Consider the following 20,913-nt stretch of genomic DNA (forward strand, 5'->3'; position numbering starts at 1 on the left):
TGTTCAAGTAAACTGGTGCATGTATCACCATTATAGAGGGAAAAAGTGAATATATATTGAGGTGTATGCAAGCTTTACGCGTAAATGTCGTCAAGCTCTGACCGGGAAATGTTATAGGGATGTAGCACATTTTATTCTGGCTTATGCGCGATATCGCAAAGCTGGTGGCATCTGATTGTATTTCTTGGTTGGTTACTATAACGTCAGTTCTGTCTTTGATATGAAATCAGTGTTTTAAATCAACTGTGATTTCATATGATTAGGTCTGAAAATTATATACTTCTATCGTAAAGGAGAACGAACATGAAAGTTGCTGTAATTGGTGCGGCCGGTGGTATCGGCCAGGCTCTTGCCCTGTTGCTTAAGAATCGTCTGCCAGCAGGTTCGGATCTGGCTCTGTATGATATTGCCCCTGTAACACCAGGTGTTGCGGCTGATCTGAGCCATATCCCAACGCCTGTCTCTATCAAGGGATACGCGGGTGAAGATCCTACTCCGGCACTGGAAGGTGCTGATGTTGTTCTTATTTCAGCAGGTGTTGCCCGTAAACCAGGGATGGATCGTGCCGATCTATTCAATGTGAATGCAGGCATTGTTAAGTCACTGGCTGAAAAAATTGCGGTTGTTTGTCCGAAAGCTTGTGTGGGTATTATCACTAACCCAGTTAACACAACAGTGGCGATTGCTGCTGATGTATTGAAAAAAGCAGGTGTTTACGACAAGCGTAAGCTATTTGGTGTAACTACCCTGGATGTTATCCGTTCTGAGACGTTTGTAGCAGAGCTGAAGAATGTTGACCCAGGTGAAGTGCGTGTGCCTGTGATCGGTGGCCACTCTGGTGTCACTATCCTACCGCTTCTATCTCAGGTTGAAGGTGTTGAGTTCACTGAAGAAGAAATCAAAGCCCTGACACCACGTATCCAGAACGCGGGTACGGAAGTAGTTGAAGCGAAAGCGGGTGGCGGCTCTGCAACCTTGTCTATGGGTCAGGCTGCTTGTCGTTTCGGTCTATCACTGGTTCGAGCACTACAGGGCGAAACTGGCCAAGTTGAGTGTGCTTATGTTGAAGGTGATGGTAAACATGCACGCTTCTTCGCACAGCCAATCCTATTAGGTAAAGAAGGTGTCGAAGAGGTGATGGATTACGGTGCACTAAGTGCTTTCGAGCAAGAAGCACTGGAAGGCATGCTAGAGACGCTGCACGGCGATATCGCTAAAGGCGAAGAGTTCGCTGCCAAGTAATGCTACCAACCTGTATTAAGGAAAGAAGCGGCCCACTGGCCGCTTCTTTTTTGTGTACGGGATTGTCGAACGCGGTGGGTGGTCAATAATAGTTATCACACCCGGTGTGGAGCTGGGGTTGGTCAACAAGATCATTGCAGTTGATGTTGATCCGGCGGTGATCATTCATGTTCTCGATGATCACTGTATTGTGCTCTTGATCCACATCGATAACTTCAGCGACACCTTGTTGGTATTCAACCCACATTCCAGGCTTGAGCTCTTTTGCTTGCATAATGGCCTCCTGTCATGATCTCGATGATCCAGCCTTTATTGATATAACTATAGATTATTGTGAAATCACTGAATGGTTACGGACATAGGAAGGGCGGGGATCAAAAAAGCCCGCCGAATGGCAGGCTTATTTCCAGGAAGCGGGTGAATTACTTGTTGCGGTGTACGGCTAGGTGAGCCAGTGCAACCAAAGCTTTTTTGTATTCACTGTCAGCTATCGGAGCCAGGCTGGCAATCGCCTTCTCGGCTTCTTCTTCTGCACGTTGTTGGGTGTACTCCAGCGAGCCTACTTGCTTCATACAGGCGAGGATTGGCTCAAGCTTATCGAGGCCATTGCCTTTCTCGATAGCTTCACGGATCATCGCTGCTTGCTCAGCATTACCATGTTGCATGGCATGCAGCAGGGGTAGGGTTGGTTTGCCCTCGGCCAAGTCATCACCAACGTTCTTGCCCATCTCTGCGCCATCGGCGTTATAGTCCAAGACATCATCGATTAGCTGGAATGCTGTGCCAAGATAGCGACCGTAGTCCTGCAGGGCCTGCTCAACTTCTTCCGGTGCGTCGACAAGAATGGCCGAAATTTGGGTGGCAGCTTCAAATAGACGGGCTGTCTTGGAGTAGATCACCTGCATGTAGCTTTGTTCGGTCGTGTCGGGATCGTTGCAGTTCATCAATTGCTGCACTTCACCTTCGGCGATCACATTGGTCGCTTCGCTCATGACATCAAGGATCCGCAAGGATCGTAGGCTCGTCATCATTTGGAACGAACGGGTATAAATGTAATCACCGACCAGGACGCTGGCGGCGTTGCCGAACATCGCATTGGCGGTTTCTTTACCGCGACGCATATCCGACTCATCGACCACATCGTCGTGTAGTAGGGTGGCAGTATGAATAAACTCCACGAATGCCGCTGCGGTCGTGTGTTGTTCACCTTGGTAGCCAAGGGCGCGGGCTGCCAGTACAGCAAGCATTGGGCGTATGCGCTTGCCGCCGCCGCTGACAATGTAAAAACCTAGTTGATTAATGAGGGCTACATCTGAGTTCAGTTGAGCCAGTATCTTCGCGTCGACCTGTGCCATATCATCGGCAGTAAGCGCTTGGATAGCTTTGAAATCCATTGTACATCCAGCAAAATAATGTGCCGCACCCGGCGGATTGTTATGCGTGTCGGTTGCTAAGCTTAACTGATCTGACCCAAGCACGAAAAGCTCTCCCCCAGAGATGGGAAGTGGCTCACAGCAGGGCTCTACAGGGTTGCATAGTTAAGATTTGTTAATCAACCGAGATAAATTAATTATCGAATATTACACTAAAAGACAGCAATCTTCATAACCTCGATTGCGTTTAAATCGATGACTTTTATTACTGAGCAGCTTTTCGCCAATTTTCTTTGCACAATCGCTTGCCAGTAGCCCTAATTTCGCGTAACATTCGCGCCCTATTGATGACAAGATTAAGCGCATACCCATTGCCCAAAATATACGTGGCAAATGGCCTATGCGGACAAGCGGAGTAAGACATGTACGCTGTTTTCCAAAGTGGTGGTAAACAACACCGTGTAAGCGAAGGCCAGACCCTACGCTTAGAAAAACTAGACGCTGAAACTGGCGCTAGCATTGAATTTGACTCAGTACTTCTAGTAGCTAACGGCGAAGAAGTAACTGTAGGCGCACCTTTCGTAGCTGGCGGTAAAGTAACTGCTGAAGTAGTTACTCACGGTCGTGGCGATAAAGTAAAAATCGTTAAGTTCCGTCGTCGTAAGCACTCTCGTAAGCAAGCGGGCCACCGTCAGTGGTTCACTGAAGTCAAAATTACTGGCATCAGCGCTTAATAACAGGAGAATTTAAAGATGGCACACAAAAAAGCTGGCGGTTCTACTCGTAACGGCCGTGATTCAGAAAGTAAACGTCTTGGTGTTAAGCGTTTCGGTGGCGAATCTGTACTAGCAGGTAACATCATCGTACGTCAGCGTGGTACTAAGTTCCACGCAGGTAACAACGTAGGCCTAGGTAAAGACCACACTCTATTCGCTCTATCTGACGGTAAAGTGAAGTTCGAAGTTAAAGGTCCTAAGAACCGTAAATTCGTTTCTATCGAAGCTGAATAATTTCAGTCTCGACACGAATGATAAAGCCCTGCCTACTGGCGGGGCTTTTTGTTTATGGGGGGCTTTATGCCACAGCAAAATCCCATGATTGGGATGTCCCTGGCGTTATTGACCGCCGTGTTCTGGGGAGCGCTGCCCATTGCAATGAAGCAGGCTGTCGAAGTCATGGATCCTTTTACCATCGTTTGGTACCGGTTCATAACGGCTTCGATTGGATTGGGCCTCTGGCTGGGCTACCGGCGGAAACTGCCGAGCCTCGGTGGACTCGGTGTGAAAGGAAGTAGCTTGATGCTACTGGCAAGCTTGGGGCTTGCAGGTAACTTCGTGTTGTTCAACAGCTCGCTGTCTTACCTCAATCCTGCGGTGGTCCAGGTGATCATGCAGTTGGCACCGATGATGCTACTGCTGTCCAGTGTCTGGCTATTTAAAGAGACATTGGGTAAACACCAGGTTGTGGGTGTGATAGCGCTGCTGTCTGGCTTGCTGCTGTTCTTCAATGAACGTCTGGCCGAGCTGTTTACCAGTATGAGCGCATACACCACCGGGGTATTGCTGGCTGTCGCTGCTGCAATGGTGTGGGTTGTTTACGCATTGGCGCAAAAGCGGATGCTGAGACAGTTTTCGTCCCCGCAGATCTTGCTAATGATCTATGTGATCTGTGCCTTGATCTTAATGCCGTTAGCGACACCAAGCCAGATCCAGTTGATGGATCAACGCCAACTGGGCATGTTGATTTTCTGCTGTCTCAACACATTGGTGGGCTACGGTGCCTTCGCCGAAGCGATGGCTCGCTGGCAGGCATCACAAGTCAGTGCGGTGATCACTCTGGCACCCCTGTTCACGATCTTGTTTGTGGATCTGGCCAGTTTGGTCTGGCCTGACTACGTCGCACCTGCTGCCTTGAACCAATGGGGTTATGTCGGTGCGTTGGTGGTCGTTGGTGGTGCGATGTTCAGTGCTATCGGTCACCGCCTGCTGAAAAGAAAATGATGAAGGGCGCTTGTATTGCCCGTGATAGTGCACCACAAAAGGTCGGATAAGCACGACGTTTGGTTGTACAATAGGTTAATAGCAACTTGGACAGAGCGCTCCGGGTTGAAGAATTTTAACGCCACTGCGCGGAGAAAGAGATGAAGTTTGTAGATGAAGCGGTGATTCGAGCCGATGCTGGTGACGGTGGTAATGGTACCGTTAGTTTCCGTACTGAAAAGTATGTACCGAAAGGCGGCCCTGACGGTGGTGACGGTGGTGACGGCGGTGACGTTTACCTACTGGCTGATGAAAACCTCAATACACTGATCGACTACCGCTTTGTAAAATTCTATGCCGCTGAACGTGGCGAAAATGGCCGTGGTGGTAACTGTACCGGTAAACGTGGTGCCGACAAGGTATTGAGCGTTCCTGTGGGTACACGTGCTGTCGATGAAGAGACCGGTGAGGTGATCGCCGACTTAACCCAGCATGGTATGAAGATCATGGTAGCCAAGGGCGGCTTCCATGGCTTGGGCAACACCCGTTTCAAATCTTCCGTAAACCGTGCACCACGACAGAAAACCATGGGTACCAAAGGTGAGGTACGTCACCTGCGATTAGAGCTTTTGCTGTTGGCTGACGTGGGTATGCTAGGTTTGCCGAATGCGGGTAAATCGACCTTTATCCGCTCTGTATCGGCAGCAAAACCGAAAGTGGCGGATTATCCGTTTACGACTCTTGTGCCAAGCCTTGGCGTGGTTCGTGTCGATAGTGATCGCAGTTTTGTTGTTGCCGATATTCCGGGTCTGATTGAAGGGGCTGCTGACGGTGCTGGCTTGGGTATTCGCTTCTTGAAGCACCTTGAGCGCTGCCGCGTGCTGTTGCACATGATTGACCTGCTACCGGCAGACGGTTCAGATCCGATCGATAATGCCTTTACCATCATCAATGAGCTTAACCAATACAGTGAAAAGCTAACTAACAAGCCACGTTGGTTGGTCTTTAACAAAGTTGATTTGATGCCTGAAGAAGAAGCACAAGAGAAGATTGAAGCGATCTTGGATGCTCTGGCATGGGATGAAGATTATTACTGTATCTCGGCCCTCAACCGTATGGGTACCAAAGAACTTACCTATGATCTGATGCGCCAGATCGAATCGATGCCTGCTGTCGACTTCGAAGACGATGAAGAAGAACCTGAAGAGAAGAAAGTTGAGTTCAAGTGGGATGATTATCACGAACAGCAAATTAAAAACGCTGACAAGAGTGATGACGATGATGATGACTGGGATGATTGGAATGAAGATGATTACGACGTAGAAATCATCTACAAGCCATAACGGGTCGTCTCCGTTACATTGAAAAAACCGCCTGCAAGGGCGGTTTTTTTGTGCCTAATCAAGCTGGTTTTTGTCAATTTGTATGATAATTCATCATTCAGATCACAATTTCAGGCAGGGGAGAGAGATGGAGGAGCCTAACGGGGCACTGGCCGAGCCAGTGCAGCGGGAGATTTCACGGCTAGCGGTATTGGCCGGGCAAAGATTGTTGCAACACGGGGCGGAGAGTACCTTGGTGATGGATGTCGCCAGGCGCTTGGGGCTGGCGCTGGGGGTAGACAGTGTCGAGGTGTCCCTTTCAGCCAGTTCCATGGTATTGACGACCTTGAGTGACGGCCGCTGTATTACGACCACCAGACGGTGTCAGGACCGTGGGATTAACATGCAGGTGGTGACCGAGATCCAACGGGTATGCATCATGGCCGAGCGGGGCGTGCTGGATGTCGACGGGGTGCATCAGCGTCTCGAACAGATCAAACCGATGCGCTACAACCGTTATTTGGTCATCGTGATGATAGGCCTGTCATGTGCCTCGTTCAGCCGTCTGGCTGGTGGCGATTGGCCGGTGTTTGCGCTGACCTTTTTTGCCTCGGCGGTGGGGATGTTCGTCCGTCAGGAGATCGCCCATTGCCACTTCAATCCACTGCTCAACTTCGGGGTGACCGCTTTTGTAACCACTTTGATTTCCGGGTTTGGGCAGGTGTACCAAATCGGTGAGGCGCCGTTTTTGGCGATGGCATCCTCGGTCTTGATGCTGGTACCGGGGTTCCCGCTGATCAATGCTATCTCGGATATGGTCAAAGGGTATTCCAATATGGGGATAGCCCGTTGGACGATGGCCAGTTTGCTGACGCTCTCGACCAGTATGGGGATTGTTGCTGCCATGAATGTGTTAGGTGTATGGGGGTGGTTGTCATGATCTCGACCGATTTTTTTCTTGCGCTACTCAATGATATGTTTTTTGCGTCCATCCCTGCGGTTGGCTTTGCCTTGGTGTTCAATGTGCCGCCGAAGGCACTGAAGTATTGTGCGATTGGTGGGGCGCTGGGCCATGGCTGTCGTTTTGCCCTTATGCATTGGGGACTGTCGATTGAGTGGGCTACGCTGAGTGCCGCAACTCTGGTTGGTATGATTGGTGTTCACTGGTCACACCGCTTTCTCGCCCACCCCAAGGTATTTACCGTTGCGGCGATGATCCCTATGGTCCCTGGTGTGTTTGCCTTTAAGGCGATGATTGCCCTGGTGGAAATCAACCACCGTGGTTTTACGCCTGAGTTGTGGGGGCTGTTGGTGGAAAACATGCTCAAGGCGGTCTTTATCGTCGCATCGCTAGCAATTGGCCTCGCAATGCCCGGCTTGCTGTTTTATCGTCGCCGTCCTGTGGTATAACTCTGCCAACAGGAATGAAGGAGACAATATGAAGATCAGTATGGTTGCCGCAATGGCCAAGGCACGGATCATCGGCAAAGACAACGCCATGCCATGGCACCTACCGGCCGATTTTGCCTGGTTCAAGAAAGTGACAATGGGCAAACCGGTCGTGATGGGACGCAAAACGTTTGAGTCCATCGGCCGACCATTGCCAGGCCGGCACAATATCGTGATCAGCCGAAATGCCGCCTACCAAGCCGAAGGGATCACCGTCGTCAGCGATTTTGAGTCAGCCAAGCAAGCTGCTGGTAATGTCGAGGAGCTAATGGTGATTGGCGGCGGCAGTATCTATGCAGCTTGTTTGGAGGATGCAGACCGCCTTTACCTGACCTTTATTGACCTTGAGGTCGAAGGCGATACCCAGTTCCCGGACTGGGGCAAAGGTTGGCAGGAAGTACATAGCGAATCCTATGCCGCTGATGAGAAAAATGCCCAAGACATGCGTTTTGTGATCCTAGAGCGCTAATGCCGGTGGTCGCCCAGATAAAGAAGAGGCTTGCCGTTTGGCAAGCCTCTTTTGTTATCAATGCCATCTATCAGGCATGAACCGGGCACGCTTGCTCGAAACGGGCACCGTCTTCCCAGCGAAGTAGTGTCATGCTATTGCCCCATACGCAGCCTGTATCAAGTCCTATGACGTGGTCATCTTCGTAACCCATAAGGGCTGCCCAGTGACCGAAAACCATCTTCTTGTTCATCTCAGGGCGTTTGAGGGTAAACCAAGGAACCAATTGGTTGCCGGATGTATTTTCAGGGGACAGTTTGCACGCCATGTCGAGCCTGCCGTCCGGATAACAGAAGCGCATTCGGGTAAAGGCATTGATGGTAAAGCGGTAGCGCTCGATACCTTGCAGATCTGCCGACCATGCATCGGGGCCGTTGCCGTACATGTTCTTTAATAGCCAAAGATAGTCCTCACCCCGGAGCACGTTCTCAACCTCCCTGGCGTGTTCCCTTGCCTGAGGTAGGTTCCAGCAGGCGGGTACCCCTGCATGGGTCATGACAAACGGGAATTCGGGATGCTCGGCAAGCAGGGGCTGCTGGCGCAACCAGTTGAGGAGTTCGTCCCGGTCCGGCGCATCGAGGATCGGTTGCAGTTTGTCCTTGGGCTTATTTTTGGCTATGCCTTGGGCAACGGCTAGCAGGTGGAGGTCGTGGTTGCCCAGTACCGTTGTTGCTTGTTTGCCCAGATCTTTGACAAAGCGCAGGGTTTCGAGCGAGAGAGGCCCGCGGGCGACAAGGTCGCCGGTAAGCCAAAGCTGATCATGCTGTGGGTTGAAGCCGGCGGTATCAAGCAGTTGGCGCAAGTCATCGAGGCAACCTTGTATATCGCCAACAAGATAGGTCGACATAGTGATCCTTTAGTGGAGTATGTTGGGTACTGACAAGCGGAAGGGGGAGATCTCGGCGACAAACTCGTCACCGTTTTCATTGACCATGACGTAATGTCCCTGCATCACCCCTAGTGGTGTTTCAATGATGGTACCGCTGGTGTAAGTGTATTCTTCATTGGCCGGAATAGTCGGTTGCTCACCGACAACCCCCTCACCTTCAATGACCAACTTTTTGCCGTTGGCATCGGTGATCAGCCAGCGCCTGCTGAGCAACTGGGCTTGGCCTGCTCCCAAATTGGCGATGGTGATGGTGTAGGAAAAGACATAGCGCTGGTTGTCAGGCTCGGATTGGTCTTCTATGTAATGGGTGACGACTCGGCATTTGATGGTTGGCGTTACGTTCATTGTCATTGTTATGCTTCCTTTCCTTGGCAAGCTACCGGCACGGTGAACCGGGCCGGTAGTTCTATCAATGTCACTGGCGAACGCAAGCTTACTTGGTATGGTTTGCATCCAGCCAGTTTGCCATACCGACAAACTGTTCTAGCGTCAGGTTTTCCGGACGCATGCTTGGGTTGATCCCAAGGGCTTCCAGTTGTTCGCCTGTTAGCAGGGCCTTGTAGCAGTTGCGGATGGTTTTGCGGCGCTGGTTGAAGCCTTCACGGCAAACACGGTCCAACCACTTAAGGTTAGTACATGGATGTGGCAAGGTTTCATATGGCGTTAGGCGTACAACGGCTGAGTCAACCTTAGGTGCTGGCTTGAATGACTCAGGCGGCACTTCCAGAACAGGCATGACACGGCAGTAGTACTGGGTCATCACGGTCAAACGGCCGTAAGCCTTACTACCTGGGCCCGCTGCCAGGCGGTTGACGACTTCTTTTTGCAGCATGAAGTGCATGTCTTCAACGTGCTCGTGGAATGACAGCAGGTGGAAGATCAGCGGCGTAGAGATGTTGTACGGTAGGTTACCGAAAATACGCAGCTTGTTGTTTTCTTTAAGTAGCTGCGTGAAGTCGAAACGCATCGCATCACCTTCGTGGATAGTCAGCTTGTCAGCCAGATCCGGGTGGTTACGAAGACGCTCGGCCAGGTCACGGTCAAGTTCGATAACCGTAAACTTGTCAACCATTTTGCCCACCGGCTCGGTGATTGCACCAAGGCCTGGGCCGATTTCAACCAGGTTTTGGCCCGGTCGAGGGTTGATGGCAGATACAATGCCGTCAATGATGTAAGGGTCGTTCAAAAAGTTCTGGCCAAAGCGCTTTCGGGCGCGGTGACCTAGGTGGACTTGATCGCTGCTCATGCTTGTTTTTCTACCAATTCGAGGGCGTGTGATAGCGCTGTCCAAAGGCTACCCGTGTCCGCCTGTCCAGTACCGGCGAGTTCCAGTGCGGTACCATGATCTACTGAAGTTCTGATGAAGGGCAGGCCTAACGTAATGTTGACGGATTTACCAAAGCCTTTGAATTTCAGCACTGGTAGCCCTTGATCGTGATACATAGCCAGTACCGTATCGGCATCGGCCAGATATTTTTCTTGGAAGATAGTATCTGCTGGCAGTGGGCCAATCAGATCCATACCTTCCTGTTGGCGGAGTTGTTCCAGGGCCGGGCTGATCACATCGATCTCCTCGGTGCCCAGGCAACCATCTTCGCCAGCGTGTGGGTTTAAACCACAGATATAAATTTTAGGTTCAGCGATGCCAAACTTGCTGACAAGATCAGCATGCAGGATACGAATAACCTGCTGTAGCCGCTCTTCGGTGACGGCCTTTGATACACATGACAAAGGGATATGGGTTGTCACCAAAGCCACCCGCAACCCTTCGGTAGCCAGCATCATAACGACCTGGGCTGTATTGGATTGCTGGGCAAAAAACTCGGTATGCCCGCTGAATGATACCCCAGCTCGGTTGATAACCCCTTTATGGACCGGGCCGGTAACGACGGCGGCAAACTCACCGTTCATACACCCTTCAGCTGCCCGTTCCAGAGTATGGAGTACATAGTGGCCGTTTTGCTCGTTGAGCGTGCCGGCCTCCACAGTGGCTGCCAGAGGGAGATCGGCAATGACCAAGGTGCCAGCCTGGTGAGGCTCGGCAACTTGACTAGGGTCATAGGCTTTGACAGCCAACGGCAACCCGAGTTGGGCTGCACGTTCTACCATAAGCTGGGCGTTAGCACAAATAACAAGTTGGTGCGGCCAGTCCTGTTGGGCAAGGGCAAGCACCAAATCCGGGCCAATACCAGCAGGCTCGCCCGGGGTGATAGCAATACGTTTAACCTTGGTCATCGGCACGTTCCGGTTGTTCGATAAAGGCTTCAGCACGCAGTTCCTGCAACCAGGCCTGAGCTTCTTCGTTGAATTTACGGCTGAACAGGATGCGGTAGGCACGGTTCTTCACAGCGGCATCGGTACGGTCGACATCGCGGCGGTCGAGAACTTCAACAATATGCCAGCCATGTACCGTCTTGAATGGTTCGCTGATCATACCTTCTGGCAGTGTCTCTACTTTTTCCTTGAACTCAGGAACATACAGATCTGGTGTCTGCCAGCCCAGTTCACCACCGTTTGCGGCAGAGCCCGGATCGGCACTTAGTGCCTGGGCGGCATCTGCAAAGCTGCGTTCACCGGCCAAAATAGAGCGGCGGGCCTGCTCTAGTTGCTCTTTGGCACCTTCATCGCTGAGGATAACCGAAGTTGTCACCAAAATATGACGGGCGTTAACTTCAGTAACCGATACCGTTTCTAGGCCATCAACCTGATTGATTTTTAGGATGTGGTAACCCACACCGCTGCGGAAAGGCCCGACAATGGCACCGGTACCCTGAGATTGGATTTGGTCGGCAAAGATGGTTGGCATTTCTTCTTTGCGCATCCAGCCCCACTCACCGCCTTGTAATGCTTTTGGCCCTTTTGAGTAGCTGTAAGCTAAGTTGGCAAAGTCAGCACCGTCTTTTAGCTCATTGACCAGTTGCTGGGCTTCCTTGGCGACTTCGTCACGCTCGACAGAGCTTGCCCCTTCTTCAACACGCAACTGGATGTGGCTGATGTTGTAGCGAACGCCTTGCTGCTCTTGCTGGCTGAGTTGGTCTGCTAGGGTTTCCACTTCCTGCGGCAAGATGTTGATCCGGCGGCGGACCTGGATGGTACGGGCTTCGCTCGCTGTCATGTCGCGGCGCATTTGCTCACGGAAAATCGAGAAGCTGATGCCATTGGCTGTCAGCATCTGCTGCAATTGGCCAACGGTCATCTGTTGCTCGGCAGCCATCTGATTGATCGCCTGATCAAGGCGGTTGTCGTCAATCCGGATCCCGAACTGTGCAGCTTGCTGGAGTTGCAGGGTCTCCATGACCAATTGGTCCATGATCTGGCTGATCAGCACATCATCCGGCGGCAGAGGCTGGTTTTGCCCAGCGGCATTCATACGGACCGTTTTTAGCATGGCGTCGACGTCGCTCTGTAGGATCACGCTGTCGTTGACGATCGTAACAATACGATTGAGCTCTTGGGGGGCGGCAACGGTGCCGGCAGAAAGGCCCAGTAGTGCAATACCGAGCAAGCTAGACTTCCAATTTTTCATAATCTGTTTCCATCTGGCGCAAAGCGCGTTAAATCTTGGCTGGAAGGGCTGCCCCTTCCATCTATTAATTATTAAGGTAGAAAGGACGGCCGTAGCTAATGGCGTTACCACTGCCACTTGAAGAGCCAATTGCCGGAACACCCGCTAAGCCCAGCAAGCTGAATGAGATACTGAAGTTTTGTTCATATTCAGCAGGGCTACTCGTTACATTCGCCCTTGTTTTCAGGTATTCGTTATAGCCAAGGCTGATCATCCAGCAAGCTGTACGGAAGTTGAGGCTGATTTGTCCTTCCAGCATTTGGTTTTCGGTCAGGTCGTGATAATAATCACCGGTAAGGGTGACCCCATCATAGATAGGAAACCCCGTCGAAAAGCCAAGCTGCGAAATACCATCCTCTGTGTAGCTGTTTAGGCTGTCAGGGTCCTGAATATTTTCCAACAGGTACTCTTTGGAAATGTAGCGATAGTTAAGTTGGCTATAAGTGCCACCTTCACGGTACTCAATTGCCCCGTTGGCAAACTGGAGATCTTTTTTACTGGCGTCGTACTGCAAACCGCCGTGGAAGAATAGCCAGTCATCGTAATTGAAATCTGACTCCAGGGCAGTGGCTGAGTAGTTAGGGCTGGTTTCGTCACTTGTATCTAGGTTGCGGCCTGAATCATTGATATAGAATATCTGGCCAACAGATAAGTTGAAGCGTTCAACAAAGTTGCTGTCAAAGTAACGGGTCGAGGCCCCGACAGTAAACTGGTTAGCCGCGGCAATACGGTCAACACTGGAATAGCGTTTGTCGCGGAATAAGCCGTAGTAATCGGTTTGCATCAAGGTGGTATCGTAGGACGCGAAGATATCGTCTTGTTCAACGTCTCTGACATACAGGTACTGAATCTGAGGCTCTAAACTCTGAGTATAGCTATCGCCCCATATCAGGGTATCTCGCTCGAGGTATAGCCCACTGTGGATACGGATACTCGGTACTGTGCGAGAGGCCGTTTCTGACAGTTCAGGGTTTGTGCCAGGGTCAAAATCCTGATTGTAATAGGTATACATCAGCTTGGCTTCGCTGGTCACCGACCACCATGGGGTGGCATATGGCAAGGTCAGGGTTGGCTCAAGGTGTACCCTGTCTGCTTCAGGCTTTGAGGAATCATCATTTTCAAACCGGCTTACATGGCTGTTAAGGTGGAAGTCTAGCCCATAGGGCATGTCATCCCGGTAGTAGTTGACTTCGACCTGTGGCATCAAGCGGTAGTTTGAGGACAGTCCGGTTGTCGTCAGTGGTTGGAAGTTCCTGACGCGCAATGTTGAATCCCAGTAGGTATCGCGGTAGGACACAGAACCGGTTTGCAGCAGGTTACTGTCTTCACGGTTACCTATGCTGGAATCGATATCTTCAAAGTAAGTTGGGTCGCTGACCTTGCTGTAGTCTACCTCGAACAACCAGTGCTGGTTATATCGGCCGTTATGGGTCCAGTTAAAGCCCCAGCGGGTGTCCCTATCACCGGCTGATGCTTCTTTGTCGTTGCCAAGATACTCCCCTTCCAATTGGCCCGTGCCGAGTTCGGTTAAGTAGCGGAACTTGGAGTTGAGCTGCAAACCCCGGTTGCTCATGTACTTCGGCGTAATGGTCATGTCGTAGTTGGGCGCGATGTTCCAGTAGAAAGGGGTTTCAAGCTCGAAACCATCACGGGAACCGTAGCTGACAGAAGGGTACAGGAAACCTGTCAGGCGCTCATCACCAACGGGTACCCTAAGGTACGGCATATAGAATACTGGCACATCGGCCACTTCGAAACGGGCATTGTAGAGGTCGGCAAAGGGGGAGTCTGCTTCGCGCTCGATACTGGAAGCTGAAAATTGCCAGCTCTTGTCACCCGGTGGACATGTCGTATACGTACCGTTTTTCAAGCGGTAGTAAGAAATCCCGTTTTTGGTCACACGCTCAGCTTCCCCGCGACCAGCTTCACAGGTCATGTTATAGACCGCATTGTCCATCTGTGAGTCTTCGGTATCCAAATTACTCTGGATACGATCGGAGTAAACCTCAATGGTACCGTCATGGAAGTAGACGTTACCTTCGGCCGTCACATTATTTGATGGCTGCTCAAGGGTCGCAACATCAGCGACAACGGTTCGGTTTCCCTGACGGACTATGACATCACCGGTGTAGGTAACACTTTGGTTATTCAGGGCTTCTGCTTGGTCGGCGGTGACTTTGATGGGTTCGTTATTAGGATCGGCCGGCATTTGCTCTGGAGCAATACACGTACCACGCACCATGGCCAGTTCGTCAGTTCCATCACTGACCGCAGAGTCGCCATTGGCTTTCTCTGGGGCGGCTTGGTTTGCGTAAGCCACCGTCGGGCCGAAAAGTGCCAGGCTGATCATGGTCGCCAGTAAGCTGCGGGAAGTAGATGACATCTAACTAAACGTTCCTGTAATAAAGTTTTTAGCGCATTTGTTATTGTTGACTGGGTTTTGACAAGCTTTCCCAGTAAATGCCAGCTATGATAATGCAAATTCTATCCGACGGCATCTTTTGGCTCATTTTTTGGCTTTTGCTATCGGGTGTAATGCATGGGAAATATTTCTAAATTTAGCAAATTACCAGAGAGTAGCGAATGCAGGTTTGGGGCAAAATACTTGGGGCATTTTTTGGCTTCCTCCTTGGCGGGCCGTTTGGTTTGTTGTTAGGTCTCTTTTTGGGCCATAAGTTCGATAAAGCACGTGCAAAAATTTATTACGGTGGAGGATTTGGCGGTTTTTCCGGTGGGCAGAGCTCAGCAGAGAATCAAGCTGCCTTTTTCTATGCCGCGTTTGCGGTGATGGGGCATGTGGCAAAAGCCAAAGGGCGGGTCACCGAAGAAGAGATACGTGTAGCCAGCGTGTATATGGATCGAATGGGCTTGCAGGGCGAGTCCCGCCGTCAAGCCCAAGAAGCGTTCCGTGAAGGTAAGGAAGAGCATTTTCCGCTTGAAGAGACCCTAATGCGGGTTCGCCAAGGAAGTGCTGGTAGAGCAGATCTGTTGCAGTTTTTCCTTGAACTGCAGATTCAGGCGGCCTTTGCAGATGGCTCGCTACACCCTAGCGAGCGCAAATTACTGCACGTGATCGCGCGTATCCTGGGCTTTTCTGCCCAGCAGTTGGAGCAGCGACTGCATATGCAAGAGGCCGCGTTCCGTTTCCAGCAAGGTGGGTTCCACCAGCAGTACCAGCAACAGGGTGGTGGTTTCCGACAAGCACCGACCAAAGACCAGTTGGCTGATGCATTTGAGTTGATTGGGGTGCCGGAAACAGCTTCTGCACAAGAGCTCAAACGTGCTTATCGCAAGCAGATGAACGAACACCATCCGGACAAGCTAGCTGCCAAAGGCCTACCGCCGGAGATGATGGAGCTGGCCAAGCAGAAGACACAGGAGCTTCAGGCCGCTTATGATCTGATCCGCAAGGAGAAGGGGTTTAAGTAGGGACTTGGTCCCAGGAAAAGCGGGCCCGGGGCTTGAGGAAAAGCAAAACCCACACAGTTGACTGTGTGGGTTTTTTGTTATTTTGCTCCCGAGCCCCTAAACGACGTTCTTCGGCTCACCTGCCGCAAACGCATTGATATTGTCGATGAGTTGGTTGGCGAGGGTTTGGATGGCACTGTCCGAACCCCAGGCTACATGCGGGGTGAGCAGTAGGTTAGGCAAGTCGCTATTGGCAATTAGCGGGCTGTCACCGCCGGCTGGCTCTTCAGTAAATACGTCGCACCCGGCGCCGGCGATGTCGCCGCTGCGCAGGGCATCGACCAGGGCCTGTTCGTTGACCAAGCCACCGCGGCCGGTGTTGATCACTATTGCGCTATCTTTCATTTGTGCCAGTTCGTCACTGCCAATCAGGTTGTGTGTCTCGCTTGTCAGTGGGCAGTGCAGGCTCAGCACATCGGCCTGTGCCAGGACTTCATTGAATGGCAGGTAGCCCTCGCGGCAGGTCCCAGCGCCTTTTCTCTCGGCAAAGATGACTTTCATTCCCAGTGCGCGGCCTAGTGTTGCCATTGCCTGTCCCAAACCACCGCTGCCAATAAGCCCTAGTGTTGCCCCGCGGATATCATTGATTGGGTGGGTGAAAAAACAAAACTGCTTCTTCTCTTGCCATACGCCTTGCTGGATATCCTGATGGTAGCCTAGCAGGTTGCGCCGCAGGGCAAACATCATGGCAATGGCATGTTCAGGTACTGAATCCACCGCGTAACCACGGATATTGCTCACTGTGATGCCATACTCCCGGCAGTAGGTGAGGTCGACATTGTTGGTACCGGTGGCGGCAATAGCAATCATTCTGAGTTTGGGTAATTTTGCCAAGGTGCCTGCATCAAGGACGACTTTGTTGGTGATGGCAATCGTCGCATTTTCCAATCTTTCGAGAACTTGCTCGGGGCTGGTGGATGGATACTCTGCCCATTGGTGTTCAAAGCTAGGGGAAGGAATGGTGATATGGGCCGGTATCGTGTCGCGGTCGAGAAAAACAATCTGTTCCATGGCTGTCAATATTGGTTCGAGGATAGTGTGACCAGTACACACTATCCTCGACAGCCAACTCAAGCCCTAAGGCTTGGAATAGTGATCCGGTAGGGTCTTTTGTAGTGCGCTGGTAAAGAACTCACAAGGCGCAAACAGGTGCATCGGTTCACCACTGCGCGGATGGAAGAAACTCAGCTCTGCGGCATGGAGTTGCAGGCGCGGTGCCATCGCCTTGGCCTCTGGGTGGGCATAGAAGCCATCACCGAGAATAGGATGACCCAGGGCGAGCAGGTGAACCCGCAACTGATGCGAGCGGCCTGTGATGGGACGCAGGCGCACTAAGCTGGTGTTTTCACTTCTCTCAAGCACCTGATAATGGGTGACCGAAGGCTTGCCATCGTCAAAGCAGACTTTTTGCTTTGGCCGGTTCGGCCAATCGCAGATCAGCGGTAGGTCGACAGTACCGTTATCCAAGGCTATTTCCCCAAATGCCCGGGCGTAATAAACCTTTTCGGTTCGGCGCTCCTGAAACTGGATTTTGAGGTTGCGCTCAGCCTGCTTGTTGAGGGCGAGGATAATGAGTCCAGAGGTTGCCATATCAAGGCGGTGGATCAGGTGCGAATCGGGATAATCGGCCCGGACTCGTGACCAGATGCTGTCATAAAAGGCTGGGTCACGGCCAGGGTTAGAGAGCATGCCCGATGGCTTGTTCACCGCAATAATGTCTTCGTCCTGATAAAGGATATCCAGCCAAGGATCCTTGGGTGGGTTATAGTCTATTTCTGGCAGTGTGCTCATAGCTTTGATCTGCGAAAAGGTCCGTGAAACGGGAAGGCGGCGATAATATCAACAATTGCCAATAAGGCAATATCCTTGATAGTAAATCTGTGGGTGTAAAAAAGCCGCCCGAAAAGGCGGCTTGGTTGGCAGTGACGGTAAGGTTAGTTTAGCCGTGGCTAACGACAATCAAACGCAGTGAGTCCAGTTGGATTTGCGCTTTGGCGATGTAGCCTGTCAGCTCTTCGATTTGGTTTTCTATTAGCTCTAGTTCGTCATCACGGATATTTGGGTTCACCGCTTTCAGTGCCTGCAGGCGATCAAGCTCAGCACGCAGTGTTGCTTCCATTTCGGCTTGGGCTGCATCACGGATAGTCACCAGTTCACTGGATACCACTTGCTCGGCGCTTTCGATCAAGGTGTGAATGTCTTTCTGCACCGAGTTAACCAGTTTGCTGCCAAGGTGGCGGTTGACCGGGCTCAATTGGCGGTTGAAGCCTTCGAATTCTACTTTGGCCGACAGGTTGTTGCCTTTGGCATCAAGTAGGATACGAATTGGTGTTTTTGGCAGGAAGCGGCCGATACCCGATTGCTTCGGTGCCTGCGCATCCACTACATAAACGAGTTCCAGCAGCAGGGTACCGGCTGGTAGCGCCTTGTTCTTCAGCAGTGATACCGCTGTGGTACCTACGCCTTCGGACAGTAGCAGGTCAATACCACCCTGGATCATCGGGTGTTCCCAACTGATGAAGTGCAGATCTTCACGTGACAGTGCGGTGTCACGGTCGAATGTGATGGTACAACCGTCGTAAGGTAGGCCAGGGTAGCTCGCGACCATCATGTGCTCCGATGGTGTCACCACGATGGCGTTTTCGCCTTTGTCGTCCTGGTTAAGGCCAATAGTGTCAAACAGGCCAAGGGCAAAGGTTACCAGGTTGGTATCGCCATCTTTACCGCTGATCTCTTCAACCAACTGCTGCGCATCAGCGCCGCCGTTGGAATGGATTTCCAGCAGGCGGTCACGGCCTTGCTCCAACTTGCCCTTGAGCTCATTGTGCATTGCTGCACTTTGTTCGATGAGTTCATCGAGTTGCTCGCCATCAGGTTTGTCACTGGCCAGTAGTTCCAGCAAATTGCTGCTGAAGGCATCGTACACAGCACGGCCGGTCGGACAGGTTTCTTCAAAGGCGTTAAGGCCTTCGTTGTACCAGCGAGCCAGCAGGGCTTGCGAGGTGCCCTGAAGGTGCGGGACATGAATTTCGATATCACGTTTCTGGCCGATACGGTCAAGGCGGCCGATACGTTGTTCCAGCAGATCCGGGTTGTTTGGCAGGTCGAACATCACCAACTGGTTGGCAAACTGGAAGTTGCGCCCTTCAGAGCCAATTTCAGAACACAGCAGAACCTGGGCACCGTCTTCTTCCTGGGCGAAGTAAGCTGCCGCCTTGTCACGCTCGATGATCGACATGCCTTCGTGGAACACGGTGGCACGGATCCCCTCACGTTCACGCAGGGCTTGCTCAAGGATAAGCGCGGTTTGGGCACGAGAGCAGATCACCAGCACTTTTTCCTGGCGGTTGGCTTTTAGCATATCCAGCAACCAGTTGACGCGTGGGTCGAACTGCCACCAGGTGGCAGAGTCGCCTTCGAATTCCTGGTAGATATCTTCCGGATACAGCAGCTTGAAGGCTTTTTGCTCCACGCTCATCTTGCCACCCATCATTCCGGCAACACGCATTGCGGTTTGGTACTGGGTTGGTAGTGCCAGCGGGTACATATTGAGGTGTCGCTGCGGGAAACCTTTGATCGCTGCACGGGTGTTACGGAACAATACGCGACCGGTACCGTGACGGTCCATCAGGTTGTCGATAAGCTCGTGGCGAACGGTTTGCTGTTGCTCTGGGTCGATGTCACCGGCTTCGATAATACGTAGCATCGGCTCGATATCCTGCTCTGGCAGTAGCTCAACCAAGGTGTTCTTGGCATCGTCATCCAGTTTTTCGCCAGAGAGCAGGCGCGAGACCGCATCGGCAACCGGAGCGTACTGGCGCTCTTCTTCGACAAAGGCTTCGTAATCGTAGAAGCGATCTGGGTCAAGCAGGCGCAGGCGGGCAAAGTGGCTTTCATGGCCTAATTGCTCTGGGGTTGCAGTAAGCAGCAATACGCCCGGTGCTTTTTCGGCAAGCTCTTCCACTACCTGGTACTGGCGGCTCGGCTTGTCTTCGCTCCACTCAAGGTGGTGAGCTTCGTCGACAACCAACAGGTCCCAATCAGCATCCAGTGCCTGTTCGAAACGGCGGCGGCTCTTGCGCAGGAAGTCCAGCGAACACAGCACGTACTGGGCGGTGTCGAAGGGGTTGGCAGAATCTGCAAATGCCTCGACACAACGCTCTTCGTCGAAAATCGAGAAGTGTAGGTTGAAACGGCGCATCATCTCGACCAGCCACTGGTGCTGCAGCGTCTCAGGTACCAAGATCAGGATACGCTCGGCACGGCCAGACAGAACTTGCTGGTGGATGATCATACCGGCTTCGATAGTCTTACCGAGGCCAACTTCATCGGCAAGCAGAACGCGCGGTGCGTAACGGCGACCGACTTCATGGGCGATATAAAGTTGGTGCGGGATCAAGCCGGCACGCATACCGCATAGACCGCGTAGTGGGCTCTTGTGCTGCTCGTACTGGTTTTTCAGGGCACGGTAGCGCAACGCAAAGCGGTCCATACGGTCAATCTGACCGGCAAACATCTTGTCTTGCGGTTTGTTGAAGCGGATTTGGTTGCTGAGGAAAATTTCGCGCAGTGCGACATGCTCCTCGCCGGTATCGGTACGGGTACCGATATAGGTAAAGACGCCGCCGGTTTCATCGACCTGCTCGACCTTGAGCGACCAGCCGTCATGGCTTTCAACCACATCACCGACATTGAACATTACACGGGTCACTGGAGCGTCGTTGCGAGCATAAAGGCGGTTCTCTTCACTGGCAGAGAACATTAGAGTCACGGTCCTGGCATCGACAGCCACGACCGTACCTAGACCCAGATCACTTTCAGTATCACTGATCCAACGTTGACCCAAAGCAAATGGCATAGTGGTTAAAACCTTCTAATTATTTGAAATCAAGGAAAATGCGAAGCCGATGCGCCTGCATTTTTGAACTACACTCAAAGTAATACGTACTAGATGGTATCCATCACCTGCCATTGGCAGCGCGTATTGGTATATAAGTGTAGCCAGTAATCGCACCGGTAAAAAAGGGGAGTAATGTTACTGCATGCCGTGAGCAAGGTCACGGTCAATATGACAAGAAAGTACCAAACTGTAACTGTCACATTTATTTAATTATCTCC

General features: G+C 51.8%; 20 protein-coding genes. 9 read left to right on the forward strand and 11 right to left on the reverse strand.

What is annotated here, in order from left to right; all coding sequences use genetic code 11:
* Nucleotides 1–303: 303 nt before the first annotated feature.
* Entirely contained in the window at nt 304–1,242 is a 939-nt protein-coding gene (gene mdh / locus BIZ37_RS04425) for a malate dehydrogenase (RefSeq protein ID WP_107299632.1), read from the forward strand.
* Nucleotides 1,243–1,324: 82 nt separating this feature from the next.
* Here the strand turns inward: mdh and BIZ37_RS04430 are convergent, their stop codons facing one another.
* Both BIZ37_RS04430 and ispB read right to left on the reverse strand, forming a co-directional pair.
* Nucleotides 1,325–1,516, reverse strand: a complete 192-nt coding sequence (locus BIZ37_RS04430) for a hypothetical protein (protein ID WP_107299631.1) — start codon at nt 1,514–1,516, stop codon at nt 1,325–1,327.
* Between the two features lie 148 nt (nt 1,517–1,664).
* Entirely contained in the window at nt 1,665–2,636 is a 972-nt protein-coding gene (ispB, locus tag BIZ37_RS04435; RefSeq protein WP_187460481.1) for an octaprenyl diphosphate synthase, read from the reverse strand.
* Nucleotides 2,637–3,037: 401 nt separating this feature from the next.
* Here ispB and rplU point away from each other — a divergent pair, with 401 nt between their 5' ends.
* The 7 genes from rplU to folA all read left to right on the forward strand — a co-directional run bounded on the left by rplU (nt 3,038) and on the right by folA (nt 7,834).
* On the forward strand, nt 3,038–3,349 hold the full coding sequence (gene rplU / locus BIZ37_RS04440) for a 50S ribosomal protein L21 (protein WP_039456406.1): 312 nt from the start codon (nt 3,038–3,040) through the stop codon (nt 3,347–3,349).
* An 18-nt stretch (nt 3,350–3,367) separates the two neighbouring features.
* On the forward strand, nt 3,368–3,625 hold the full coding sequence (gene rpmA / locus BIZ37_RS04445; RefSeq protein WP_007467532.1) for a 50S ribosomal protein L27: 258 nt from the start codon (nt 3,368–3,370) through the stop codon (nt 3,623–3,625).
* Nucleotides 3,626–3,691: 66 nt separating this feature from the next.
* Nucleotides 3,692–4,615 carry a DMT family transporter gene (locus tag BIZ37_RS04450; protein WP_107299629.1) on the forward strand — a complete coding sequence of 308 codons (924 nt, stop codon included), beginning with the start codon at nt 3,692–3,694 and terminating at the stop codon, nt 4,613–4,615.
* Between the two features lie 140 nt (nt 4,616–4,755).
* Complete coding sequence (gene cgtA / locus BIZ37_RS04455; RefSeq protein WP_187460482.1) at nt 4,756–5,937, forward strand: Obg family GTPase CgtA; 1,182 nt, start codon at nt 4,756–4,758, stop codon at nt 5,935–5,937.
* Nucleotides 5,938–6,064: 127 nt separating this feature from the next.
* Nucleotides 6,065–6,856, forward strand: a complete 792-nt coding sequence (locus BIZ37_RS04460; RefSeq protein WP_187460483.1) for a threonine/serine exporter ThrE family protein — start codon at nt 6,065–6,067, stop codon at nt 6,854–6,856.
* A complete protein-coding gene (locus BIZ37_RS04465) occupies nt 6,853–7,326 on the forward strand; it encodes a threonine/serine exporter family protein (RefSeq protein ID WP_370577305.1) in 474 nt (157 codons plus the stop codon). The genes BIZ37_RS04460 and BIZ37_RS04465 overlap by 4 nt, the downstream gene beginning before the upstream one ends.
* A 28-nt stretch (nt 7,327–7,354) precedes the next feature.
* Entirely contained in the window at nt 7,355–7,834 is a 480-nt protein-coding gene (gene folA, locus BIZ37_RS04470) for a type 3 dihydrofolate reductase (protein ID WP_187460485.1), read from the forward strand.
* Nucleotides 7,835–7,904: 70 nt separating this feature from the next.
* Here folA and BIZ37_RS04475 read toward each other — a convergent pair whose 3' ends face one another.
* From BIZ37_RS04475 to lptD, 6 genes are all read right to left on the reverse strand, one after another.
* Complete coding sequence (locus BIZ37_RS04475) at nt 7,905–8,720, reverse strand: symmetrical bis(5'-nucleosyl)-tetraphosphatase (protein WP_187460486.1); 816 nt, start codon at nt 8,718–8,720, stop codon at nt 7,905–7,907.
* A 9-nt stretch (nt 8,721–8,729) separates the two neighbouring features.
* Complete coding sequence (gene apaG / locus BIZ37_RS04480; RefSeq protein ID WP_370577306.1) at nt 8,730–9,113, reverse strand: Co2+/Mg2+ efflux protein ApaG; 384 nt, start codon at nt 9,111–9,113, stop codon at nt 8,730–8,732.
* A gap of 82 nt (nt 9,114–9,195) precedes the next feature.
* A complete protein-coding gene (rsmA, locus tag BIZ37_RS04485) occupies nt 9,196–10,008 on the reverse strand; it encodes a 16S rRNA (adenine(1518)-N(6)/adenine(1519)-N(6))-dimethyltransferase RsmA (RefSeq protein WP_187460487.1) in 813 nt (270 codons plus the stop codon).
* On the reverse strand, nt 10,005–10,997 hold the full coding sequence (gene pdxA, locus BIZ37_RS04490; protein WP_187460488.1) for a 4-hydroxythreonine-4-phosphate dehydrogenase PdxA: 993 nt from the start codon (nt 10,995–10,997) through the stop codon (nt 10,005–10,007). Before pdxA ends, rsmA begins: the two co-directional genes overlap by 4 nt.
* Nucleotides 10,984–12,288 carry a peptidylprolyl isomerase SurA gene (gene surA, locus BIZ37_RS04495; RefSeq protein ID WP_187460489.1) on the reverse strand — a complete coding sequence of 435 codons (1,305 nt, stop codon included), beginning with the start codon at nt 12,286–12,288 and terminating at the stop codon, nt 10,984–10,986. Before surA ends, pdxA begins: the two co-directional genes overlap by 14 nt.
* A 64-nt stretch (nt 12,289–12,352) precedes the next feature.
* The gene (lptD, locus tag BIZ37_RS04500) at nt 12,353–14,710 is read right to left on the reverse strand and encodes an LPS assembly protein LptD (RefSeq protein WP_187460490.1); all 2,358 of its coding nucleotides are present in this window, start codon (nt 14,708–14,710) and stop codon (nt 12,353–12,355) included.
* A 200-nt stretch (nt 14,711–14,910) separates the two neighbouring features.
* Here lptD and djlA point away from each other — a divergent pair, with 200 nt between their 5' ends.
* On the forward strand, nt 14,911–15,756 hold the full coding sequence (djlA, locus tag BIZ37_RS04505; RefSeq protein WP_107299618.1) for a co-chaperone DjlA: 846 nt from the start codon (nt 14,911–14,913) through the stop codon (nt 15,754–15,756).
* A 96-nt stretch (nt 15,757–15,852) separates the two neighbouring features.
* Here djlA and BIZ37_RS04510 read toward each other — a convergent pair whose 3' ends face one another.
* The 3 genes from BIZ37_RS04510 to rapA all read right to left on the reverse strand — a co-directional run bounded on the left by BIZ37_RS04510 (nt 15,853) and on the right by rapA (nt 20,653).
* Nucleotides 15,853–16,806 carry a D-2-hydroxyacid dehydrogenase gene (locus BIZ37_RS04510; RefSeq protein WP_187460491.1) on the reverse strand — a complete coding sequence of 318 codons (954 nt, stop codon included), beginning with the start codon at nt 16,804–16,806 and terminating at the stop codon, nt 15,853–15,855.
* 66 nt (nt 16,807–16,872) lie between these two features.
* Entirely contained in the window at nt 16,873–17,586 is a 714-nt protein-coding gene (gene rluA, locus BIZ37_RS04515) for a bifunctional tRNA pseudouridine(32) synthase/23S rRNA pseudouridine(746) synthase RluA (protein ID WP_187460492.1), read from the reverse strand.
* Nucleotides 17,587–17,734: 148 nt separating this feature from the next.
* Entirely contained in the window at nt 17,735–20,653 is a 2,919-nt protein-coding gene (rapA, locus tag BIZ37_RS04520) for an RNA polymerase-associated protein RapA (protein WP_107299615.1), read from the reverse strand.
* Nucleotides 20,654–20,913: the final 260 nt, after the last annotated feature.

Origin of the sequence: Photobacterium sp. BZF1 (assembly GCF_014349205.1) — a bacterium.
Lineage (GTDB): Bacteria > Pseudomonadota > Gammaproteobacteria > Enterobacterales > Vibrionaceae > Photobacterium.

Bases quoted from the DNA above. Each gene is read 5' to 3' on its own strand.
- mdh (WP_107299632.1), top strand. From the start codon at position 304: ATGAAAGTTGCTGTAATTGGTGCGGCCGGTGGTATCGGCCAGGCTCTT.
- BIZ37_RS04430 (WP_107299631.1), bottom strand. From the start codon at position 1,516: ATGCAAGCAAAAGAGCTCAAGCCTGGAATGTGGGTTGAATACCAACAA.
- ispB (WP_187460481.1), bottom strand. From the start codon at position 2,636: ATGGATTTCAAAGCTATCCAAGCGCTTACTGCCGATGATATGGCACAG.
- rplU (WP_039456406.1), top strand. From the start codon at position 3,038: ATGTACGCTGTTTTCCAAAGTGGTGGTAAACAACACCGTGTAAGCGAA.
- rpmA (WP_007467532.1), top strand. From the start codon at position 3,368: ATGGCACACAAAAAAGCTGGCGGTTCTACTCGTAACGGCCGTGATTCA.
- BIZ37_RS04450 (WP_107299629.1), top strand. From the start codon at position 3,692: ATGCCACAGCAAAATCCCATGATTGGGATGTCCCTGGCGTTATTGACC.
- cgtA (WP_187460482.1), top strand. From the start codon at position 4,756: ATGAAGTTTGTAGATGAAGCGGTGATTCGAGCCGATGCTGGTGACGGT.
- BIZ37_RS04460 (WP_187460483.1), top strand. From the start codon at position 6,065: ATGGAGGAGCCTAACGGGGCACTGGCCGAGCCAGTGCAGCGGGAGATT.
- BIZ37_RS04465 (WP_370577305.1), top strand. From the start codon at position 6,853: ATGATCTCGACCGATTTTTTTCTTGCGCTACTCAATGATATGTTTTTT.
- folA (WP_187460485.1), top strand. From the start codon at position 7,355: ATGAAGATCAGTATGGTTGCCGCAATGGCCAAGGCACGGATCATCGGC.
- BIZ37_RS04475 (WP_187460486.1), bottom strand. From the start codon at position 8,720: ATGTCGACCTATCTTGTTGGCGATATACAAGGTTGCCTCGATGACTTG.
- apaG (WP_370577306.1), bottom strand. From the start codon at position 9,113: ATGACAATGAACGTAACGCCAACCATCAAATGCCGAGTCGTCACCCAT.
- rsmA (WP_187460487.1), bottom strand. From the start codon at position 10,008: ATGAGCAGCGATCAAGTCCACCTAGGTCACCGCGCCCGAAAGCGCTTT.
- pdxA (WP_187460488.1), bottom strand. From the start codon at position 10,997: ATGACCAAGGTTAAACGTATTGCTATCACCCCGGGCGAGCCTGCTGGT.
- surA (WP_187460489.1), bottom strand. From the start codon at position 12,288: ATGAAAAATTGGAAGTCTAGCTTGCTCGGTATTGCACTACTGGGCCTT.
- lptD (WP_187460490.1), bottom strand. From the start codon at position 14,710: ATGTCATCTACTTCCCGCAGCTTACTGGCGACCATGATCAGCCTGGCA.
- djlA (WP_107299618.1), top strand. From the start codon at position 14,911: ATGCAGGTTTGGGGCAAAATACTTGGGGCATTTTTTGGCTTCCTCCTT.
- BIZ37_RS04510 (WP_187460491.1), bottom strand. From the start codon at position 16,806: ATGGAACAGATTGTTTTTCTCGACCGCGACACGATACCGGCCCATATC.
- rluA (WP_187460492.1), bottom strand. From the start codon at position 17,586: ATGAGCACACTGCCAGAAATAGACTATAACCCACCCAAGGATCCTTGG.
- rapA (WP_107299615.1), bottom strand. From the start codon at position 20,653: ATGCCATTTGCTTTGGGTCAACGTTGGATCAGTGATACTGAAAGTGAT.